Source organism: Nonomuraea sp. B1E8 (assembly GCF_039871515.1).
Classification (GTDB): Bacteria; Actinomycetota; Actinomycetes; order Streptosporangiales; family Streptosporangiaceae; genus Nonomuraea.
In genome coordinates, this window is the sequence record NZ_JBDPLS010000001.1 from 232,576 (window position 1) to 249,787 (window position 17,212).

Annotated in this window: 16 protein-coding genes; 6 read left to right on the forward strand and 10 right to left on the reverse strand. The window is 71.1% G+C overall.

What is annotated here, in order from left to right; all coding sequences use genetic code 11:
• Positions 1 to 51: 51 nt before the first annotated feature.
• From ABGA98_RS01055 to ABGA98_RS01070, 4 genes are read left to right on the forward strand one after another with little or no spacing between them, the layout of a single operon-like run.
• Positions 52 to 969 (forward strand): SDR family NAD(P)-dependent oxidoreductase, encoded by a 918-nt coding sequence (locus tag ABGA98_RS01055; protein WP_347616253.1) that lies wholly within the window; start codon positions 52 to 54, stop codon positions 967 to 969.
• Complete coding sequence (locus ABGA98_RS01060) at positions 966 to 1,844, forward strand: amidohydrolase family protein (protein WP_347616254.1); 879 nt, start codon at positions 966 to 968, stop codon at positions 1,842 to 1,844. The genes ABGA98_RS01055 and ABGA98_RS01060 overlap by 4 nt, the downstream gene beginning before the upstream one ends.
• A gap of 13 nt (positions 1,845 to 1,857) precedes the next feature.
• On the forward strand, positions 1,858 to 2,310 hold the full coding sequence (locus ABGA98_RS01065; protein ID WP_347616255.1) for a MaoC family dehydratase: 453 nt from the start codon (positions 1,858 to 1,860) through the stop codon (positions 2,308 to 2,310).
• A 22-nt stretch (positions 2,311 to 2,332) separates the two neighbouring features.
• Positions 2,333 to 4,168, forward strand: coding sequence for an acyl-CoA dehydrogenase (locus ABGA98_RS01070; RefSeq protein ID WP_347616256.1), 1,836 nt, complete (start codon positions 2,333 to 2,335; stop codon positions 4,166 to 4,168).
• 16 nt (positions 4,169 to 4,184) lie between these two features.
• Here the strand turns inward: ABGA98_RS01070 and ABGA98_RS01075 are convergent, their stop codons facing one another.
• The 4 genes from ABGA98_RS01075 to ABGA98_RS01090 are packed head-to-tail and all read right to left on the reverse strand — an operon-like array spanning position 4,185 to position 7,910.
• Positions 4,185 to 5,360 (reverse strand): FAD-dependent oxidoreductase, encoded by a 1,176-nt coding sequence (locus tag ABGA98_RS01075; RefSeq protein WP_347616257.1) that lies wholly within the window; start codon positions 5,358 to 5,360, stop codon positions 4,185 to 4,187.
• A 23-nt stretch (positions 5,361 to 5,383) separates the two neighbouring features.
• A complete protein-coding gene (locus ABGA98_RS01080) occupies positions 5,384 to 5,974 on the reverse strand; it encodes a maleylpyruvate isomerase family mycothiol-dependent enzyme (protein WP_347616258.1) in 591 nt (196 codons plus the stop codon).
• The gene (locus ABGA98_RS01085; protein WP_347616259.1) at positions 5,971 to 6,795 is read right to left on the reverse strand and encodes a fumarylacetoacetate hydrolase family protein; all 825 of its coding nucleotides are present in this window, start codon (positions 6,793 to 6,795) and stop codon (positions 5,971 to 5,973) included. The genes ABGA98_RS01080 and ABGA98_RS01085 overlap by 4 nt, the downstream gene beginning before the upstream one ends.
• A complete protein-coding gene (locus tag ABGA98_RS01090; protein ID WP_347616260.1) occupies positions 6,792 to 7,910 on the reverse strand; it encodes a cupin domain-containing protein in 1,119 nt (372 codons plus the stop codon). The genes ABGA98_RS01085 and ABGA98_RS01090 overlap by 4 nt, the downstream gene beginning before the upstream one ends.
• Before the next feature lie 49 nt (positions 7,911 to 7,959).
• On the opposite strand from ABGA98_RS01090, the gene ABGA98_RS01095 reads away from it, so the two are divergent.
• Positions 7,960 to 8,700, forward strand: a complete 741-nt coding sequence (locus ABGA98_RS01095) for an IclR family transcriptional regulator (RefSeq protein WP_347616261.1) — start codon at positions 7,960 to 7,962, stop codon at positions 8,698 to 8,700.
• Between the two features lie 52 nt (positions 8,701 to 8,752).
• Here the strand turns inward: ABGA98_RS01095 and ABGA98_RS01100 are convergent, their stop codons facing one another.
• Positions 8,753 to 9,595 carry a LysR family transcriptional regulator gene (locus tag ABGA98_RS01100; RefSeq protein ID WP_347616262.1) on the reverse strand — a complete coding sequence of 281 codons (843 nt, stop codon included), beginning with the start codon at positions 9,593 to 9,595 and terminating at the stop codon, positions 8,753 to 8,755.
• A gap of 72 nt (positions 9,596 to 9,667) precedes the next feature.
• Between ABGA98_RS01100 and ABGA98_RS01105 the strand changes: the two genes are divergently transcribed.
• Complete coding sequence (locus tag ABGA98_RS01105; RefSeq protein WP_347616263.1) at positions 9,668 to 10,834, forward strand: MFS transporter; 1,167 nt, start codon at positions 9,668 to 9,670, stop codon at positions 10,832 to 10,834.
• A gap of 11 nt (positions 10,835 to 10,845) precedes the next feature.
• Here ABGA98_RS01105 and ABGA98_RS01110 read toward each other — a convergent pair whose 3' ends face one another.
• From ABGA98_RS01110 to ABGA98_RS01130, 5 genes are all read right to left on the reverse strand, one after another.
• Positions 10,846 to 10,983, reverse strand: a complete 138-nt coding sequence (locus ABGA98_RS01110) for a hypothetical protein (protein ID WP_347616264.1) — start codon at positions 10,981 to 10,983, stop codon at positions 10,846 to 10,848.
• On the reverse strand, positions 10,980 to 11,327 hold the full coding sequence (locus ABGA98_RS01115) for a DUF2809 domain-containing protein (RefSeq protein ID WP_347616265.1): 348 nt from the start codon (positions 11,325 to 11,327) through the stop codon (positions 10,980 to 10,982). Before ABGA98_RS01115 ends, ABGA98_RS01110 begins: the two co-directional genes overlap by 4 nt.
• Before the next feature lie 66 nt (positions 11,328 to 11,393).
• Positions 11,394 to 12,593, reverse strand: a complete 1,200-nt coding sequence (locus ABGA98_RS01120) for a VCBS repeat-containing protein (RefSeq protein ID WP_347616266.1) — start codon at positions 12,591 to 12,593, stop codon at positions 11,394 to 11,396.
• Positions 12,594 to 12,655: 62 nt separating this feature from the next.
• Positions 12,656 to 14,014 carry a VCBS repeat domain-containing M23 family metallopeptidase gene (locus ABGA98_RS01125; RefSeq protein WP_347616267.1) on the reverse strand — a complete coding sequence of 453 codons (1,359 nt, stop codon included), beginning with the start codon at positions 14,012 to 14,014 and terminating at the stop codon, positions 12,656 to 12,658.
• 132 nt (positions 14,015 to 14,146) lie between these two features.
• On the reverse strand, positions 14,147 to 17,203 hold the full coding sequence (locus tag ABGA98_RS01130) for a BTAD domain-containing putative transcriptional regulator (RefSeq protein WP_347616268.1): 3,057 nt from the start codon (positions 17,201 to 17,203) through the stop codon (positions 14,147 to 14,149).
• Between the last annotated feature and the right edge of the window lie 9 nt (positions 17,204 to 17,212).

Genomic DNA, 17,212 nt, shown 5'->3' on the forward strand with positions numbered 1-17,212 from the left:
GTACGGTCCAGCCTCAGACCCAACGAGAGCAGCGACGACGGGAGCGAGCCGATGGCCGACCTGAGAGGAAAAGTGGCCGTGGTCACCGGCGCCGGACGCGGGCTGGGACTGGCCTACGCCAAGGACCTGGCCGCCGCGGGGGCGCACGTGGTGGTCAACGACATCGACGAGGCGGCGGCCAGGGCCGGGGCCGAGTCGATCACCCAGGCCGGCGGCAGCGCCGTCGCCCAGGCCGCGGCGGTGGGCACCGGCGAAGCCGCCCAGACACTCGTCGACCGCGCCGTCTCCGCCTTCGGGCGGCTCGACATCATGGTCGCCAACGCCGGAGTCCTGCGCGACACGGTGTTGTGGAAGATGAGCGACGAGGACTTCGACACCGTCGTCCACGTCCACCTTCGCGGCACCTTCACCTGCGCCCGCGCGGCGGCCGTACGCATGCGCGAGCAGGGCGACGGAGGGCGCATCATCACTGTCGGATCGCCGACCGGCCAGCGCGGCACCTTCGGCCAGACCAACTACGCCGCGGCCAAGGCCGGCATCGTCGGCATGGTCCGCACGTGGGCCATGGAACTCGCCCGGGCCAGCATCACCGTCAACGCCGTCATCCCGGTGGCCGCCACCGAGATGACCAGGACCGTGCCCTTCCTGCGTACGCACATCGAGGCACTGGACCGGGGCGAGAAGCTCACGCCCTTCGCGCGGCGTGCCCTCGCCCTGGGCACGCCCGCGGACGCCGCCGGCGTGGTGACGTTCCTCGCCTCCGACGCCGCGGCCGGCATCACCGGGCAGGCCATCGGCGTCGGCGGCGACCGGGTCAGCCTCTGGTCCCATCCCAGCCAGATCGCCAGCGCGTTCGCCGACGACGGCTGGAGCGCCGACGCGCTGGCCGAGACCTGGCCGACGGCGTTCGGCCCGCACGTCCAGTCCGTAGGGGAGCCGGTCCCCCAGCCCGAGGAGCAGCGCGCATGACCCACCTGATCAGGCTCGCCTCGCTCACCGCCATAGACACGCATGTGCACGTGGAGGTGGACGACGAAGGGCATCCCTCCCTCGGCGGCGAGCTGATGGAGGCCTCCGCCGCCTACTTCCGATCGGAGCACCGCACGCCGACGGTGGACGAGATCGCCCGGACCTACCGCGAGCGCCACATGGCCGCGGTCATCTTCACCGTCGACCACCACAGGGCCACCGGGCACCCACCCATCAGCAACGAGTACGTGGCCCAAGCGGCCGCGCGCCACCCCGACGTGCTCATCCCCTTCGCCAGCATCGACCCCCTCCGAGGCAGAGCGGGCGTCGCCGCCGCCACACGGCTCGTCGGCGAGCACGGCATACGCGGCTTCAAGTTCCACCCCAGCCTGCAGGGCTTCGACCCGACCGACCCCGCGGCCTTCCCGCTGTACGAGGCGATCGCCGCACTCGGTGTCCCGGCCGTCTTCCACACCGGTCAGACCGGCATCGGAGCCGGGCTCCCCGGAGGCGGCGGCATCCGGCTCGGGCTGTCGAACCCGATGCTCCTCGACGAGGTCGCCGCCGCCTTCCCCGACCTCCAGATCGTGCTGGCGCACCCGTCCTTTCCCTGGCAGGACGAGGCCCTGGCGGTCGCCACCCACAAGTCCAACGTGTGGATCGACCTGTCGGGCTGGTCGCCCAAGTATTTCCCGCCCAACCTCGTCCGCTACGCGAACACCCTGCTGAAGGACAAGGTGCTCTTCGGGTCGGACTTCCCCCTCATCACCCCGGACCGGTGGATCACCGACTTCGACCGGCTCGACATCAAGCCCGAGGTCCGCCCCAAGATCCTCAAGGAGAACGCGGGCCGGCTGCTCGGCCTGTCGCAGTGATCGGAGAACCTCCATGACCAGAACCGTCACCGTCTCCGAACTCCCCGGCCTGGCCGGCCAGGATCTCGGACACAGCCCGTATCTCACCGTCGACCAGAAACGCATCGACGGCTTCGCCGAGGCGACGGACGACCGGCAGTGGATCCACGTCGATCCCGCCGCGGCGGCCGCCGGCCCCTTCGGCACCACCATCGCCCACGGCTACCTGACCCTGTCGCTGGTCATCCCGCTCTGGGGCGATCTGCTCGACGTCCGGGACGCCACCACCAAGGTGAACTACGGGCTCGACAAGGTCCGCTTCCCCGCCCCCGTACCGGTGAACGCCCGGATCCGGCTGCACGCGCGGGTCGCCGAGGTCACGGAGATCGCCGGCGGCGTGCAACTCGTGCTGGACGTGACCATCCACGCCGACGGGGCCGGCAAACCCGTCTGCGTGGCCCGGCCGGTCTTCCGCTACTACCACTGACCGTCGGAAGGGCGAGCAACTGATGAGCCACTACCGAAGCAATGTCCGCGACATCGAGTTCAACCTGTTCGAGATGCTGGGCATCGACCGATTCCTCGGCTCCGCCCTCTTCCCCGACCTGGATCACGAGGCCTGCCGGCACGTCCTCGCGGAGGTGGCGCGGCTGGCCGAAGGGCCGCTGGCCGCCTCGTTCTCGGATGCCGACCGCAACCCTCCCGTCTTCTCCCCCGAATCCGGCGCCGTCACGGTGCCCGGCTCGCTGAAGAAGGCGTACGCGGCCCTGCGCGCCGCCGAGTGGTGGCGGCTGGAGGCTCCGCCGGAGCTGGGCGGCGTGGCCGCCCCGCGCACGCTGGTCTGGGCGGTGGCCGAGCTGATCCTCGGGTCCAACCCCGCCGCCCATCTGTACGGCACCGGCGTGCCCTTCGCCGGCGTCGTCCATCGCGAGGGCACCGAGGAACAGCGCAGGATCGCCGCGCACATGATCGAACGAGGCTGGGGCTCCACCATGGCCCTCACCGAAGCGGACGCCGGGTCGGACGTCGGCGCCGGCCGTACGAAGGCCGTGCGGCAGGACGACGGCACCTGGCACATCGAAGGGGTCAAACGTTTCATCACCTCCGGCGACCACGATCTCACCGAGAACATCGTGCACCTCGTGCTGGCCCGCCCGGAGGGGGCCACGGCCGCCGGCACGAAAGGGCTGTCGCTCTTCATCGTGCCGAAGCTCCTGTTCGACCTGCGGACCGGCGAGCCGCTCGGCCGCAACGGCGTACAGGTGAGCAACCTCGAACGCAAGATGGGGATCAAGGCCTCCACCACCTGTGAGCTCCGGTTCGGCGAGCGGGAGCCCGCCGTCGGCTACCTGCTCGGCGACACGCACAACGGCATCGCCCAGATGTTCCACGTGATCGAGCACACCCGGATGCTGGTCGGCGTGAAGGCCATCGCGGCCTTGTCGACCGGCTACCTGCACGCGCTGGACCACGCCCGGACCCGGATCCAGTCGGCCGACCTCACCCGGCTGGGTGACAGGTCCGCCCCCCAGGTGGCCATCATCAGCCATCCCGACGTCCGCCGCAGCCTCATGCTGAACAAGGCCTACGCCGAAGGGCTGCGGGCGCTGGTCCTCTACACCGCCGGCTGGCAGGACAAGGTGGCGGCCGGCGAGCACGCGGGCTCCGACGTCACCACGGCCAGGGCCGTCAACGCGCTCCTGCTACCGATCGTCAAAGGCGTCGGCTCGGAGCGCGCGTACGAGCAGCTCGCCCACGCGCTGCAGACCCTCGGCGGCTCCGGCTACCTCCAGGACTACCCCCTCGAACAGTACGTGCGCGACACGAAGGTCGACACCCTGTACGAGGGCACCACCGCGATCCAGGGCCAGGACCTGTTCTTCCGCAAGATCGCGAGAGACGGCCGGCGGGCGCTCGACGTCGTCCTGGCCGAGATCGGCGACTTCCTGCAGACCCTGGCCGGCGACGACCGTCTGCGGCGCGAGCGCGAGGCCGTGTCGAGAGCCAGGGACGCCGTCGCGGGCATGGCCGACGCGATGCTCGGCCATGCCCGGCGCAGCAGCGAGGACCCGCGCGAACGCTACAAGGCCGGCCAGAACACCACCCGCCTGCTCATGTGCGCGGGTGACCTCATGGTCGGCTACCTGCTCCTGCGGCAGGCCGACACGGCCTGCCGCCGGCTGGACCAGGGGCACCTCTCCCCCGCCGACCGCGCCTTCTACCTGGGCAAGACAGCCGTCGCACGCTTCTTCGCGCTCACCGTGCTTCCGCTGCTGGACGCCCACCGCACCATCGTCGAGACCACGGACAACCACCTGATGGACGTCCCCGAAGCGGCGTTCTGACCGCGAGACCGCCGCCCTACGTGCGCACGGCGTACAGATCGTCGACGTAGGTGTAGTCGCGGGGGTCACGGCGGCGGAACAGCTCGTTGCGCAGCAGCCTGCCGACGCCGTCCACGTGCCACATGTCACCCCATGTCCTGGCCGTCTCCTGGATCCAGGCGGTGCGCGCGGTCCGCGCGGCCTCGTAGCGTTGGAGCGCCTCCGCCCAGCGGGGCCGTCCGGCCGCGGTGAGCTCCGCGGTCAGGTGGTACGCGTCCTCGATCGCCTGGCAGGCGCCCTGAGCCAGATACTGCAGCATGGGATGGGCCGCGTCCCCGGTCAGCACGACGCGGCCGTCCGTCCAGTTGACGATAGGCAGCCGGTCGTACATCGGCCAGCGCCGGTCGCGCCACAACGACGTCAGACCCTCGCGAACGCCGGGAGAGCAGCGCGCGAAGGCCGCGTCCAGCTCCTCGGGCCCACCCCAGTCGCTTTCCCCCCGCTCGTAGGCGGGGGAGCGGAAGACGGCGACGGTGTTGAAGATCTCGCCCCGGCGCAGCGGGTACTGGACGAGATGGCAGCCGGGGCCGACGTGCACGACCACGTCGGAGGCCAGCTCGGGATCCAGCTCGCGGCCGAGCCGTTCGACGGGGATGGCGCCGCGGTAGGCGACGTAGCCCGAGCAGACGGGCCGGTCGTCGCTGAAGCGCGCCCGCAGCCGCGAGTGCAGCCCGTCGGCCACGATCACCAGGCGCGCCCGGTGCTGGCCGAGCGAGCTGCGGACCACGGCCGCGTCCGGCCCGTCCACGACGTCGTGGACCTCACAGCCCGGCACCATCTCGACCCCGGCGCGCTCGCAGGCTCGGGCCAGGATGTCGAGCAGGTCGCTGCGGTGGATGACGACGTACGGCGCGCGGTAGCGGCCGGTGAAGTCCTCGTCCAGAGCGAGGTGGGTCAGCGCGGAGCCGTCGAGTGCGTCCTTGAACAGCAGCCTGCGGGGCCTCACCCCGGCCGCCAGCACCTCGTCCAGGAGGCCCCACCCCGCGAGGATGCGGGTGGCGTTGGGCGCCATCTGCAGGCCCGCGCCGACCTCGGCGAACTCGGCCGCCCGCTCCATGACCCGGACCGTGAACCCGGCCGACGCCAGGGCGTAGGCGTTCGCGAGCCCGCCGATGCCGCCTCCGGCCACCACGACGTCCATGGGAGCGTCCATCGTCATCATCCCCAATCGTTCGTCTACAGCCACGGCCCGAGAGCGGGCGGCTGCGGGTTCCGGCCGGTCAGCCAGGCCGCCAGGCCGGCGGCGGCCTCGCCGCTCCTTGCGTGCGTGTCCAGGGCGTCCGCGATCAGTGCGGCGTTGACCTCCTCGGGCAGGTCGGCGAAGCCGACGCCGTTGGCCAGGTCCACGGCGTGCACGGCGACCTCGCGGGTGCGCATCCAGACGATCTCGGCCGCCGGGACCGTGCGGCCCCTGGCCGTCACCACGAGGGCGTTCCACGCCTGCTCGGGCAGCCGGTCCATGTCGGCCGCCAGGTCGTGCGCCGACTGCGCGACCAGAGCGCGCAGGGTGCGGGCGGGCAACGCCGAGGCCGCCTCGATCTCCTCGGCCCGCTGGCGGGGGCCGGCGTACATGCGCCGTTCGACGCCGGTGGCGGCCCAGCTCAGCAGCCGGCGCAGCGCCTCGGCGTTGCCGTGGACGTGGGCGATGACGTGCCGCCGGGTCCAGCCGGGCAACGCCGACGGCCCGGAGAGCTGGGTGTCGTCCAGGCGATCCACGGCGCGCAGGAACACCTCGGTGCCCCGATCCATCCATGCGCGCCCGCTCATGCCGTCCTCGCGGTGTTCTCCAGGCGGCCGACGCCCTCGACCTCCGTCACCAGGGTGACGCCGTCGGTCAGGTAGCGCGCGGGTGTGCGGGCGTGGCCGACGCCGCCGGGGGTGCCCGTGGCGATGACGTCGCCAGGTCGCAGGGTCATGATCGTGGAGGCGTACCTGACCAGGTCCACGGGCCCGAAGACCAGGTCGGCGGTGTCGGCCAGCTGCGTCTGCTCGCCGTCCACGAGGCAGCGGATCGGCAGTGCGGGGCGTACGCCGCCAGGCAGCTCGTCAGGGGTGACCAGCACGGGGCCGAGCGGCGTGGTGCCCTCGAACGTCTTGCCCTGCAGCCACTCCTTGGTACGGAACTGCCAGTCGCGCATGGTGACGTCGTTCATGACGGTGAACCCGGCGATGGCGGCCGCCGCCTCCTCCGGCGAAGCCCGGCGCACCGTGGCGCCGATCACCAGGGCCAGCTCGGCCTCCCAGTCCACGGCCGAGGACTCGGGCGCGAGCTGGATGTCGTCGCGCGGGCCGATCAGGGCCTCGGCGAACTTGGCGAACAACGTGGGATGGTCCGGCAGCTCCCGGCCCATCTCCAGGATGTGCGTACGGTAGTTGAGCCCGACGCACAGGATCTTGCCCGGCCGCGGGACGACGGGCGCGAGGTCGTCGGCCCGCAGGGCCGGCCCGCCGGCACGGGCGGCCAGCTCGGGCCAGTCGTCGCGGGCCAGCAGGGCTCCCACGTCGGGCAGCCCGAGGTCCACGTACCCGTCGCCGGTGAGACGGGCCGCGCGGGTGCCCTCGGCGGTGCGGACGGTGGCCAGTCTCATGGTCGGTCTCCCTCGGTCTGGACGCGGTGCTGGTGCAGCCGTTCGAAGATCGGTGTGTCGCTGAACCTGAACAGGTCCAGGCCGTCCTCGGTGGCCAGCGTCAGCGGCTGCCACGACGGCACCACGAACAGGTCGCCGCGCTCCACGCGCCAGCTGTGCTCGGCCACGGTGATCTCGCCTGTGCCCTCGAACACCTGGAAGACCGACGATCCGACCTCTCGCGTGGCGGCGGTCGCGGTGCCGGGCGCGAGCCGGTGGAAGTCGGCGCGCAGGGTCGGCATGATGTCGCCGCCCGTGGTCGGGTTGACGTAGCGTACGGCGGCGTGGCCGGGCTCGATCGTGGCCCGGCAGCCCTCGGCCTCCAGGGCGAGCTGCTCGTTCAGCGCGCGGTCGGTGTGCTCCCAGCGGTAGGCCAGCAGCGGGGTGGCGGGTGCCGGCTGGAGGTGGGTGAGGGGCCGCAGCCCGGGATGTCCCCACAGGCGTTCGGAGCGGGAGCGGTCGGGCGCCTCACGGGTCTCCACCTCGTCGGGGCCGAACTCGAAGAACGTCGAATCCGCGAAATGCTGGAACGGGATGTCCAGGCCGTCGATCCAGGCCATCGGCCGGTCGGTGACGTTGTGGTGACCGTGCCAGTGCCAGCCGGCCTGGGGCAGGAAGTCTCCGCGGCGCATCGCGACCGGGTCGCCGTCCACCACCGTCCAGACGCCCTCACCCTCCACGACGAAGCGGAAGGCGTTCTGGGTGTGCCGGTGCACGGGGGCGTCCTCACCGGGGTTGAGGTACTGGATCGCCGCCCACAACGTCGGGGTGGCGAACGGCCGGCCGCCGAGCCCCGGGTTGGCCAGCGCGATGGCCCGGCGCTCGCCGCCGCGGCCCACCGGCACCAGTTCGCCCGCCTGCTCGGCCATCGGCAGCAGCCGGCTCCACCGCCACAGATGCGGCACGGCCCTCGATCGGGGGGAGAGCGGCATCAGGTCACCGATCTGCGTCCACAGCGGGATCAGCAACTCCGACTCGAAGCCGCGGTACAGGGCCTCCAGCGCCGGTGTGCGCTCGGGCTGGTCCTCGGCGTCGGTCGCGACGATGGGCGCCGCCGGTGGATCTATGGGGGTCATGAAAGCCACCCTGCACTATTTTCCGTTCTCCAGATAAACTCTTTCTGCCATGAGGAATAAGCCGCCGTACGCGCTCTCATCCGTGGACCACGCGCTCCACCTCGCCGCGCTGTTGCAGCAGGAAGGCCCGATGCGGGTGACCGACGCCGCGGAACGGCTCGGGGTGGCGGTCTCCACCGCCCACCGGCTCCTGGCCATGCTGGTCTACCGGGACTTCGCCGAGCAGGGGCCCGACCGCCGCTACCGGCCGGGCAAGGTGCTGCGCCCGGCCGCCGCCTCCGCCGCGCCCGTCGCCCTGCTGCGCGAGCTCTGCCTGCCGGAGCTGCGCACCCTGGTGGAACGGACCCAGGAGTCGGCCAACCTCATGGTCCCCGCCGGCACGGAGGTGCGCTTCATCGCCACCGCGGAGTCCCCGCAGGTCCTGCGGGTGGGCGACCGGGTGGGGCGCTCCCTGCCGGCGCACTGCGTGTCGGGCGGCAGGACGATCCTGGCCGCGCTGCCCGCCGAAGAGCTGGACGCCCTCTACAGCGAGGACGACAGCGTCGACCTTCCCCGCCTGCGCCGCGAGCTGGCGCTGGTGCGCGAGCGCGGCTTCGCCATCAACGACCAGCTCACCGAGACCGGCCTGACGGCCGTCGGCATGGCCATCAAGGACGCGGACGGTCTCCCCGTGGCCGCGCTGTCGCTCGCCCTGCCGACCGCCCGCTTCGACCGCGAACGGCTGCCGGGCTGGGTCGGCGCGCTCTCGTCGGCCGTGGCCAAGGTCGAGGCGGCCCTCTCCGCCCGGTGAAGGCTCCCGCCCGCTCTGGCCGGGGCGGCGACGGACGGCTCAGGTGTGCGGGTCAGATCATCCGCCGCAGGGCGGTCTCCACGGCGTCGACGAGCGCATCACCTTCGGTACGGGGGTGGCGGGCGAGGCCTAGTTCGACGTCCGGCAGGGCGGGCAACGCGGCCGGGTCGTGGCAGGCCATGGCCGGCTCCAGGTTGGCCGGCAGCAGCGCCGCGACTCCGAGCCCGGCCCGTAGCGCGGCGAGCACTCCGGCGAGACTGTTGCTCTCGAACGCCACCCGCCAGGGCCGCCCCGTGCCTTCCATCGTCTCCAGCACCGACGTCCGCCAGGAGCACGCGTTCGAGAACAGCACCACCGGCAGCGGATCGGCGTCGACGGCGACGCCCTGCCCGACCGCCCAGACCAGCGGCAGGCGCACCGTCCAGCGCGGCGCCCAGGGAAGGTTCGGGACCTCGTCGAGCACGAGTTGCACGCGGCCGGAGTCGTACGCCTCCCGCATCGCCGCGGTGGAGAGGCTGAGCACCTCCAGCGTCGCGTCGGGGTGCAGCCGCGCGAGGTCGGCGAGCGCCTGAGGAAGGCGGGAGGCGGCGAGATCCTCGTGGAGCCCCACCCCGCAGTGCCCGGTGAGCGCACGTCCCGTCTCGGCGAGCGCCTGTGCCGACAGCGCGAGGATGCGCTCGGCGTAGGGCAGGAGCTCCTCGCCCACCCGGGTCGGCGAGACTCCGGACGGCGCCCGGTGCAGCAGCGGACTGCCGACAGCCCTTTCGAGCTTGCGCAACTGCTGGCTGAGCCCAGGCTGGGTGCGGCCGAGCGCCGCCGCCGCACGGCTGATGCTGCCCGCGCGTACGGTGGTGACGAACGACCGCAGCAGTACGGTTTCGAGATCGCGTGCCATAAGCATTCATTATGCCTGGTCCAACGAAATGACGACTTCCTATGGCATTTCGGGGGATCTAACGTCACATCGGTGACCAGATTTCGACAGGTGCTGGCCGTGCCGGGCATGACGCCACTGCTGGTCATCTCGCTGCTCGCCCGCACCGCGATCACCGCGGACGCGATGGCGCTGACGATGTACGTCGTCGTCGCCCTCGACATGAGTTACGCGGCGGCGGGAGCCGTGGTGGCGGCGCTCACCGCCGGCGTCGCGCTGGGCGGGCCGCTGCTGGGCCGGATGATCGACCGGCGGGGCCTGCGTACCGTGCTGCTGGTCACCCTCGTGCCGCAGCTCGTGTTCTGGTCGGCCGTGCCCGTCCTGCCGTACGCGATCGTGCTGGGCGCCTCCTTCGCCGCCGGGCTGCTCATGGTGCCGGTCCAGTCGGTCACCCGGCAGGCGATCGCCGCGATGACGGCGGCAGAGCAGCGGCGGGCGGCGTTCGCGCTGGAGTCGGTGGTCGGCGAGCTGTCGTACATGGTGGGGCCGGCGGTGGTCATCGTGTGCGCGGCGCAGGTGTCCCCCGGCGTGGTGGCCTGGGGCGTGGGCGCCGCGATCGTCGCCGGCGGGGCGGGGATCGCCCTGCTCGATCCGCCGCTGCGGAACCAGGACGAGGCGGGCGGCGAGGCGGCGGGCCGTCCCCGGCGGCGGGAGTGGCTCGGAGCGCGCATGGTCGCCGTCCTGACGATGGGGTTCGGCGTCGCGATGGTGCTCAGCGGCGTCGACCTGGCCATCGTCGCCGCTCTTCGAGAAGCCGGTCAGGTCTCGTGGGCGGCCGTGGTCATCGCCGTGTTCGGAGTGACGTCCGTCGTGGGCGGTCTGGTGTACGGAGCGCTGCCCCGGCCGATGCCCACCTGGCTGCTGCTCGGCCTGCTCGGGCTGGCGACGATCCCGGCCGGGCTTGCCCATGACTGGCCCTGGTTGTGCGTGGCCGTCACCGGCGCCGGGCTGCTCACCGCGCCGACCCTCTCCACGGTCTCCGACGCGGTGAGCCGGCTGGCGCCCGCCGGCGTGCGAGGCGAGGCGACCGGCCTGCACTCCTCGGCGGCGAGCGCGGGGTTCGCGCTCGGCTCACCGGTCGTGGGAGTGGCGATCGACGCGTCCGTGCCGGCGGGCGGCTTCGCCGCGGCCGGCCTGGCCGGCCTGCTCGCCGCCCTGACGGGATACCTGCTCCTGCGCCGCGCCGCCTCCGACGCGTGATGCGGCGCGGGTCAATCGTCCGTGGGTTCGTTCGTGAGCCGGCGGACGCCGAGCACCGTGAAGTAGGCCCACGGGCGGCCGACCGACGCCGCCAGGCTCGCCAAGCCCGCGATGGCGGCCGTGACCAGCAGGATGCGCCACGCCGTCATCCGGTCCTCCGTAGCCAGAGCGTGTGCACGGCCCATGCCGCCGCGGCGCCGACCGCGTACCAGAAGAGGTCGGGCGGGTTGAACGTGCTGCCCAGCAGCGGCCGCAGCACGGCCGGGATCTCCCCGAGCTGGGCGAACTCGATCAGCCAGCTCGCGCCGGCCGACACCCCCGCCGCCACCCAGGGCTTCACCTTGGGCAGGACCAGCGTCACGAGCGTGTAGATCAGCACGGTGTAGAGGGCGTCGCCCGCGTACTTCGGCACGGGGCCGTCGAACAGGGCCCGCACCCCCAACCCGGCCGCGACCGTCAGGACGGCTGCGCCGAGAACAAGCAGGCGGGGCATCAGATCACATAAGCGCCGAAAGCAACTACGGGGCATCCCCGCTCAGCTCGCGCAACGGGCGCGGGATCAACGCAGATGCGTGACGGAGTCCCAGCCCGAGCCGATCTGGTAGCCGTTGCCGAAGGGCGCCTTGGGCGACACCCTGAAGTTGTTGCCGAAATACTGCAACGACCCATCCGACTTCACCGCGAGAACGTCCGCGTAGCCGTCACCGTTGACATCGGCGGAGTTGACGTGTTTCATCCCGGCCCAACCGGAACCGACCTGATAACCACTCCCGAAAGGCGCCTTCGGCGACACCCTGAAGTTGTTACCGAAATACCGCAACGACCCATCCGACTTCACCGCGAGAATATCCGCGTAGCCGTCACCGTTGACATCGGCGGAGTTGACGTGTTTCATCCCGGCCCAACCGGAACCGACCTGATAACCACTCCCGAAAGGCGCCTTCGGCGACACCCTGAAGTTGTTACCGAAATACCGCAACGACCCATCCGACTTCACCGCGAGAATATCCGCGTAGCCGTCACCGTTGACATCGGCGGAGTTGACGTGTTTCATCCCGGCCCAACCGGAACCGACCCGATAACCACTCCCGAAAGGCGCCTCCGGCGACACCCTGAAGTTGTTACCGAAATACCGCAACGACCCATCCGACTTCACCGCGAGAATATCCGCGAACCCATCACCGTTGACATCGGCCGTCCGGCGGGCACCGCGCCAGAGCGCGTCGGTCAGCGTCGTCGCGTCGTCCACCTCCAGCGCGTACTTGTAGTTGAGGTCGGGCCGTGGCACCTGGACCCGCCAGCACACCTCGCCGATGGGGGTGGTCTGCCAGCTTCCGCCGGGAAACTTCTTCAGCATCGCGTTGAGAAACGCGTTGGTCGCCCAGGTGGGGTTGGTGCGCTGCTCGGCGCTCCCCCACCAGTCCTGCTGCTGGAACAGGCCGAGGCTGGTGTGGTCTTCCTTGCTGGTGTAGTTCTGCAGCGACGACTCCACGATCACGGTGGCCAGCGAGATGACCGCGGCCCTCGGGATGAACCCGCGGGCCTTGACCGCCTCGACGACCATCCGGGCGCAGGTGATCCGGTCGGGGTGCAGTTGCCTGCGCATCTTCGAGGTCATGTGCGGCGCCAGTTCGGCGGACAGCGCACGGTCGGCCGGAGTGGTGGTGCCGCACGGTTTGGTGGCTGTGATCTCGATCGGATCGGCCGCACCGCCGGCCAGCGAGACCGAGATGAGGGCGGCGGCGAGGAATGCGTGCATGGTGTGAGCTCCAAGGGGGGACCGGCCCCGGAGCGGAGCCGCGGGGCCGGTGGTCTGGTGGGTCAGAGGAGGCGGTCGACCGTGTCCCAGCCGCTGCCGACCTGGTAGCCGTTGCCGAAGGGCGCCTTGGGCGACACCCTGAAGTTGTTGCCGAAATACTGCAACGACCCATCCGACTTCGCCGCGAGAACGTCGGCGTAGCCGTCACCGTTGACATCGGCGGAGTTGACGTGTTTCATCCCGGCCCACCCGGAACCGACCTGATAACCGCTGCCGAAAGGCGCCTTCGGCGACACCCTGAAGTTGTTACCGAAATACTGCAACGACCCATCCGACTTCACCGCGAGAACGTCCGCGAACCCATCACCGTTGACATCACCAACGGCCACATGCTTCACCTCCGCCCACCCCGAACCGACCCGATAACCACTCCCGAAAGGCGCCTTCGGCGACACCCTGAAGTTGTTACCGAAATACTGCAACGACCCATCCGACTTCACCGCGAGAACGTCCGCGAACCCATCACCGTTGACATCACCAACGGCCACATGCTTCACCTCCGCCCACCCCGAACCGACCCGATAACCACTCCCGAAAGGCGCCGTGGGGGAGGACTTGATGTTGTTGCCGTAGTAGTGGAGCGTGCCGTCGGCCTTGACTGCGAGGATGTCGGCGAAGCCGTCGCCGTTGACGTCGCCGATCGCGGCGTGCTTCATCGTGGCCCAGCCTGCCCCGACGTTCCTGCTGTCGCCGTACGGGGCCTGGCGCGAGCTGTTGAAGTTGTTGGGGAAGTAGTTGAGCGACCCGTCGGACTTGACCGCGAGCAGGTCGGCGTAGCCGTCGCCGCTCACGTCGGGGATACGGGTGCGGCCGGCGCCGCAGTTGCGGCTGACGACGTTACGGTAGGTCTGCCCGTTCTTACTGCCGTACGGCACACCGTTGAAGATGGTCTGCACCCGCTCGTCGCCTGGCGCGCCCATACCGGTCTTGCCGTCGCCGTTCTTGTCGAACCACGTCTCGAAGTGCAGGTGAGGGGTGTTTCCGTTGGACCCGGTGCCGCCGACCGCGCCGAGTGGCTCCCCCTGTTGCACCCGGTCGCCCACCTCGACCGAGCGGTACTTGAGGTGCAGGTAGGCGGTGAACCAGCCGCCCCCATGATCGATCTTCAGCATGTGGCCGCCGCCCTTGCCGAAGTACGACTTGATCACGGTGCCGGCGGCGGGTGCGATGAGCTTGGCGCCATCGGTCGCGCTCTGCGGCTCCTTCACCATGTCGAGCGCCGGGTAGTGGCCCCAGGTGTCGAAGCGCCATTTCTCCCCGCAGGGGAACGGCATCTGGAAGTCGGGACGGGCGCCGGCCTCGGCGGGCGCGGCGATCGCGCAGGCCGCCAGGACACCGACGATGAGTAAGGGCTTTCGCATGGCACGGGAACGTAGTGACGCCCCGTCATAGATCCGTCATAAGAACGAAGGACAGAGCCGGTGGGAACCACGCTGACAAATGCGCCGGTGTTCGACGAGAAGCACGGCGGTATGAGTACTCAGGTGAGACCGTCATGGGCTCGGTATCGAGCGCCTTCGGCTGTTCGGACCGCCCTTGGCGGCTCCCGTACGCCGTCGAGCGTCGTGGCCGGCCGGCAGCGGGTCACCTCGTCCGGCATGTCCCCGAGAGCGGAGCCTGGCGGGGACGCCCGCGCTGATGTCCGGGTTCACGGCCCCGATGACTGCCACCAGCTCGCGGGCCCGCACCTGGGCGGACGCCGCCGCGGCGTTGGCGCCGCGCTCGCTGTGCACCTCGGCCAGCTGGTGCAGTGCGCGCGCCTGCCAGATGGGGGAGTCGATCGAGATCGCAAGCCGGTGCGCCCGGCCGAGCCGGTGCAGCGCGGTCTCGTGCTCGCGCCGCGACCTGCTGGCCGCGCCGAGAGCCAGCCACGCCTTGGCCTCGACCAGCGGCTCGTCCACGGCGCTCGCCAGCTCGATGGCCTGACGGAGAAATTCCTCACCGCTGTCGTGCCGACCCCGCTCGATCTCTAGGTACCCGAGGCCGTAGCGGGCGAACGCCTCGCCCCGCAGGTCGCCGAGGCCCTTCACTGTGCTGAGCAGGTCGGTGAACGCCTGCTCGGCCTCGTCGAGCCGGTCGGAGCCGAGCAGCAGTTCGCCGATCCGGTAGACGACCTCAGGATGGGCGCGCCGGTCCAGCGCCCTGCTCGCGGTGAGCGCCTCGTCCAGGTAGGGGCGGGCCGAGTCGAGGTGGCCGACGTCCATGAGGAGCTGCCCGAGCAGCCTGAGCACGAGGATCTCGGCACCTGCGTCGCCCGCCTCGCGGATCGCGCGCAGCGCGGTCTCGCACTGCTCGATCGCCTCGCCGTACAGGCCCTTCATGCCCGCCGTGAAGGCCGCCACCGCGCGCGCGAGCGCCCAGCCGTGCCGGTCATCGCAGCGCTCGAACAGCTGCAGAGCCTCCGTGACGGCTGCGGTAGCCGGTCCGTAGCGGTGCCGGTACGCCTCCAGCAGGCCCATCCCGGTGAGCAGGGCGGCCGAGCCTCGTATGTTGCCCGCCGCGCGCGTGGCGAGGAGCGCGACCCGATGTGTCTCCTCCCAGTCGTCATAGTGGCCGCGGGTCTGGAACAGCGACACCGCGGTCACGGCCAGGTCCCAGCAGAGCTCGTCGAGGCCGAGCGCGGCGGCCTGACGGACGGCGGCCACGATGTTCGCGCGTTCGACCTCATACCAGGACAAAGGGTCAGTGTCGACGATGTCCATGCCAGGCGGGTTCCAGCGGGGAGCCGTTCCGTGCACGACGGTGTAGTCGCCGCCCTGGGTCGCGCGGTGCGCCCGCTCCACCAGCGCCAACCAGCCGCCCAGCACCCGCGTGACGTCCGCCTGGCTGACTTCGCGGGCGTAGATGCGGACCAGGTCGTGGAGGCGGTAGCGCATGTCCCCGGCCACCTGGAGCAACTGGGAGTCGACCAGGCTGTCGACGAGGTCCTGCGTGCCGTTCGCGGCCAGGGCCGCCCAGCCGGGGATCTCAGAGGTGTCGGCCTGGGCGAGGGCGGACAGCAACCGGAGAGCGGCGGGGTCCAGGCCCTCGGTGGACAGCGCGATGCTGCTGCGGACCTCCAAGTCACCGTGCGCGAGCTCGTCGAGCCTGCGGCGTTCGTCCCTGAGCCGCTCCACCATGTGGCCGACCCGCCAGTGTGGCCGGCTGGCGAGCCTGGCGCCGGCGATCCTGAGGGCCAGCGGGAGGTTTCCGCAGAGCCGGGCGAGCTGGGCGGTGGCCTCCGGCTCCGCACGCAGCCGGTCGGCCCCTGCGACGCTGTTCAGAAACCGTACGGACTGGGCAGGCTCCAGCTCCGCCAGCTCCACCCGGCCCACAACGGGCAGGCCGGCCAGCCGCGACCTGGCGGTGATCAGCACCCCGCACCCCGCGTCACCTGGGAGAAGGGGACGTACCTGGGCCTCGTCGAGCGCGTCGTCCAGCACCACCAGCACCCGCCGCCCCGCGATGCACTCCCTGAACCTGGCCGCCCGCTCCTCCACGCCTCCCGGCAGGTCCTGCACCGGTTCGCCCAGGGCCCGCAGGAAATCCGCGAGCACCTCTCCGGGCTCCACCCGCCGATCAGGTAGGGCGCGCAGCCGGGCGAAGAGCTGACCACCGGAGAAGCGCTCACATATGCCGTGCGCGACGTGCACGGCAAGCGTGGTCTTGCCCACCCCCGCCTTGCCCGTGACGATCGCGACCGGCACCACGGCAGCCGTGGACTCCGGCAGCAGGACCGCCGACAGCTCGGATGTCGTTGTCTCACGCCCGGTGAAATCCGGCACGTCGGTGGGAAGCTGTCTCGGGCAGGGTCTCGCACGCAGGTCGAGGGCGGGGTCATCGGTGAGGATGGCCTGCTCCATTCCCTTCAGCCGCGGGCCTGGCTCCAGACCGAGCTCCTCCAGGAACGTCGCACGTGCCTCCCGGTAGACGGTCAGCGCCTCCGCCTTGGCCCCACACCGGTAGAGGGCCAGCATGCGCAGCGCCCACAGGCGTTCCCGGAGCGGATGCTCTTCGGTGAGCGCGGCCAGCTCGGACAGCAGCTCCCGGTGGCGGCCGAGCCGCAGCTCAAGCTCCAGGCACTCCTCGAGCACGGCCCTGCGGCCGTCGTCGATGCCGGCCACCTCGGCCTCGACGCCCACGAAGTCGATCCCGGACAGGAGCGGCCCCCGCCACAGCGCCAGCCCACGTCGCAGTGACATGGCGGCATCCCGGTCCCTGCCCTGCGCCGCCGCCTGGCGGCCCGCCTCGACGTGCGCGGCCCATTCCAGCAGGTCGAGCGTGTCGGGTCCGGCCTCCAGGAGATAGCCGCCGGGCATGGTCCTGATCACGTCGGGGCAGCCGGCCGCGGCCAGCGCCTTACGCAGCCGCCCCACCGTGTTCCGGATCTGGCGCGCCGGTGACGGGACCGGCCCGGAGAAGCAGAACTCGACGAGACGGTCCACGGTCACCGTGTCGTTGGCACGCAGCAACATGAGCGCGAGCAGCCCGCGCTGGCGGTGCCCGAGATGGAGCATCTTCCCGTCCACGGTGGCCCTGACGTGCCCGAGAACCTGAAACCGTAACGCCATGTGCCCACC

Coding starts and splice junctions, on each gene's coding strand:
- ABGA98_RS01075 (WP_347616257.1), bottom strand. CDS start 5,360: ATGGACGCTCCCATGGACGTCGTGGTGGCCGGAGGCGGCATCGGCGGG.
- ABGA98_RS01060 (WP_347616254.1), top strand. CDS start 966: ATGACCCACCTGATCAGGCTCGCCTCGCTCACCGCCATAGACACGCAT.
- ABGA98_RS01095 (WP_347616261.1), top strand. CDS start 7,960: ATGAGGAATAAGCCGCCGTACGCGCTCTCATCCGTGGACCACGCGCTC.
- ABGA98_RS01090 (WP_347616260.1), bottom strand. CDS start 7,910: ATGACCCCCATAGATCCACCGGCGGCGCCCATCGTCGCGACCGACGCC.
- ABGA98_RS01120 (WP_347616266.1), bottom strand. CDS start 12,593: ATGCACGCATTCCTCGCCGCCGCCCTCATCTCGGTCTCGCTGGCCGGC.
- ABGA98_RS01130 (WP_347616268.1), bottom strand. CDS start 17,203: ATGGCGTTACGGTTTCAGGTTCTCGGGCACGTCAGGGCCACCGTGGAC.
- ABGA98_RS01110 (WP_347616264.1), bottom strand. CDS start 10,983: ATGACGGCGTGGCGCATCCTGCTGGTCACGGCCGCCATCGCGGGCTTG.
- ABGA98_RS01115 (WP_347616265.1), bottom strand. CDS start 11,327: ATGCCCCGCCTGCTTGTTCTCGGCGCAGCCGTCCTGACGGTCGCGGCC.
- ABGA98_RS01125 (WP_347616267.1), bottom strand. CDS start 14,014: ATGCGAAAGCCCTTACTCATCGTCGGTGTCCTGGCGGCCTGCGCGATC.
- ABGA98_RS01065 (WP_347616255.1), top strand. CDS start 1,858: ATGACCAGAACCGTCACCGTCTCCGAACTCCCCGGCCTGGCCGGCCAG.
- ABGA98_RS01080 (WP_347616258.1), bottom strand. CDS start 5,974: ATGAGCGGGCGCGCATGGATGGATCGGGGCACCGAGGTGTTCCTGCGC.
- ABGA98_RS01100 (WP_347616262.1), bottom strand. CDS start 9,595: ATGGCACGCGATCTCGAAACCGTACTGCTGCGGTCGTTCGTCACCACC.
- ABGA98_RS01055 (WP_347616253.1), top strand. CDS start 52: ATGGCCGACCTGAGAGGAAAAGTGGCCGTGGTCACCGGCGCCGGACGC.
- ABGA98_RS01070 (WP_347616256.1), top strand. CDS start 2,333: ATGAGCCACTACCGAAGCAATGTCCGCGACATCGAGTTCAACCTGTTC.
- ABGA98_RS01085 (WP_347616259.1), bottom strand. CDS start 6,795: ATGAGACTGGCCACCGTCCGCACCGCCGAGGGCACCCGCGCGGCCCGT.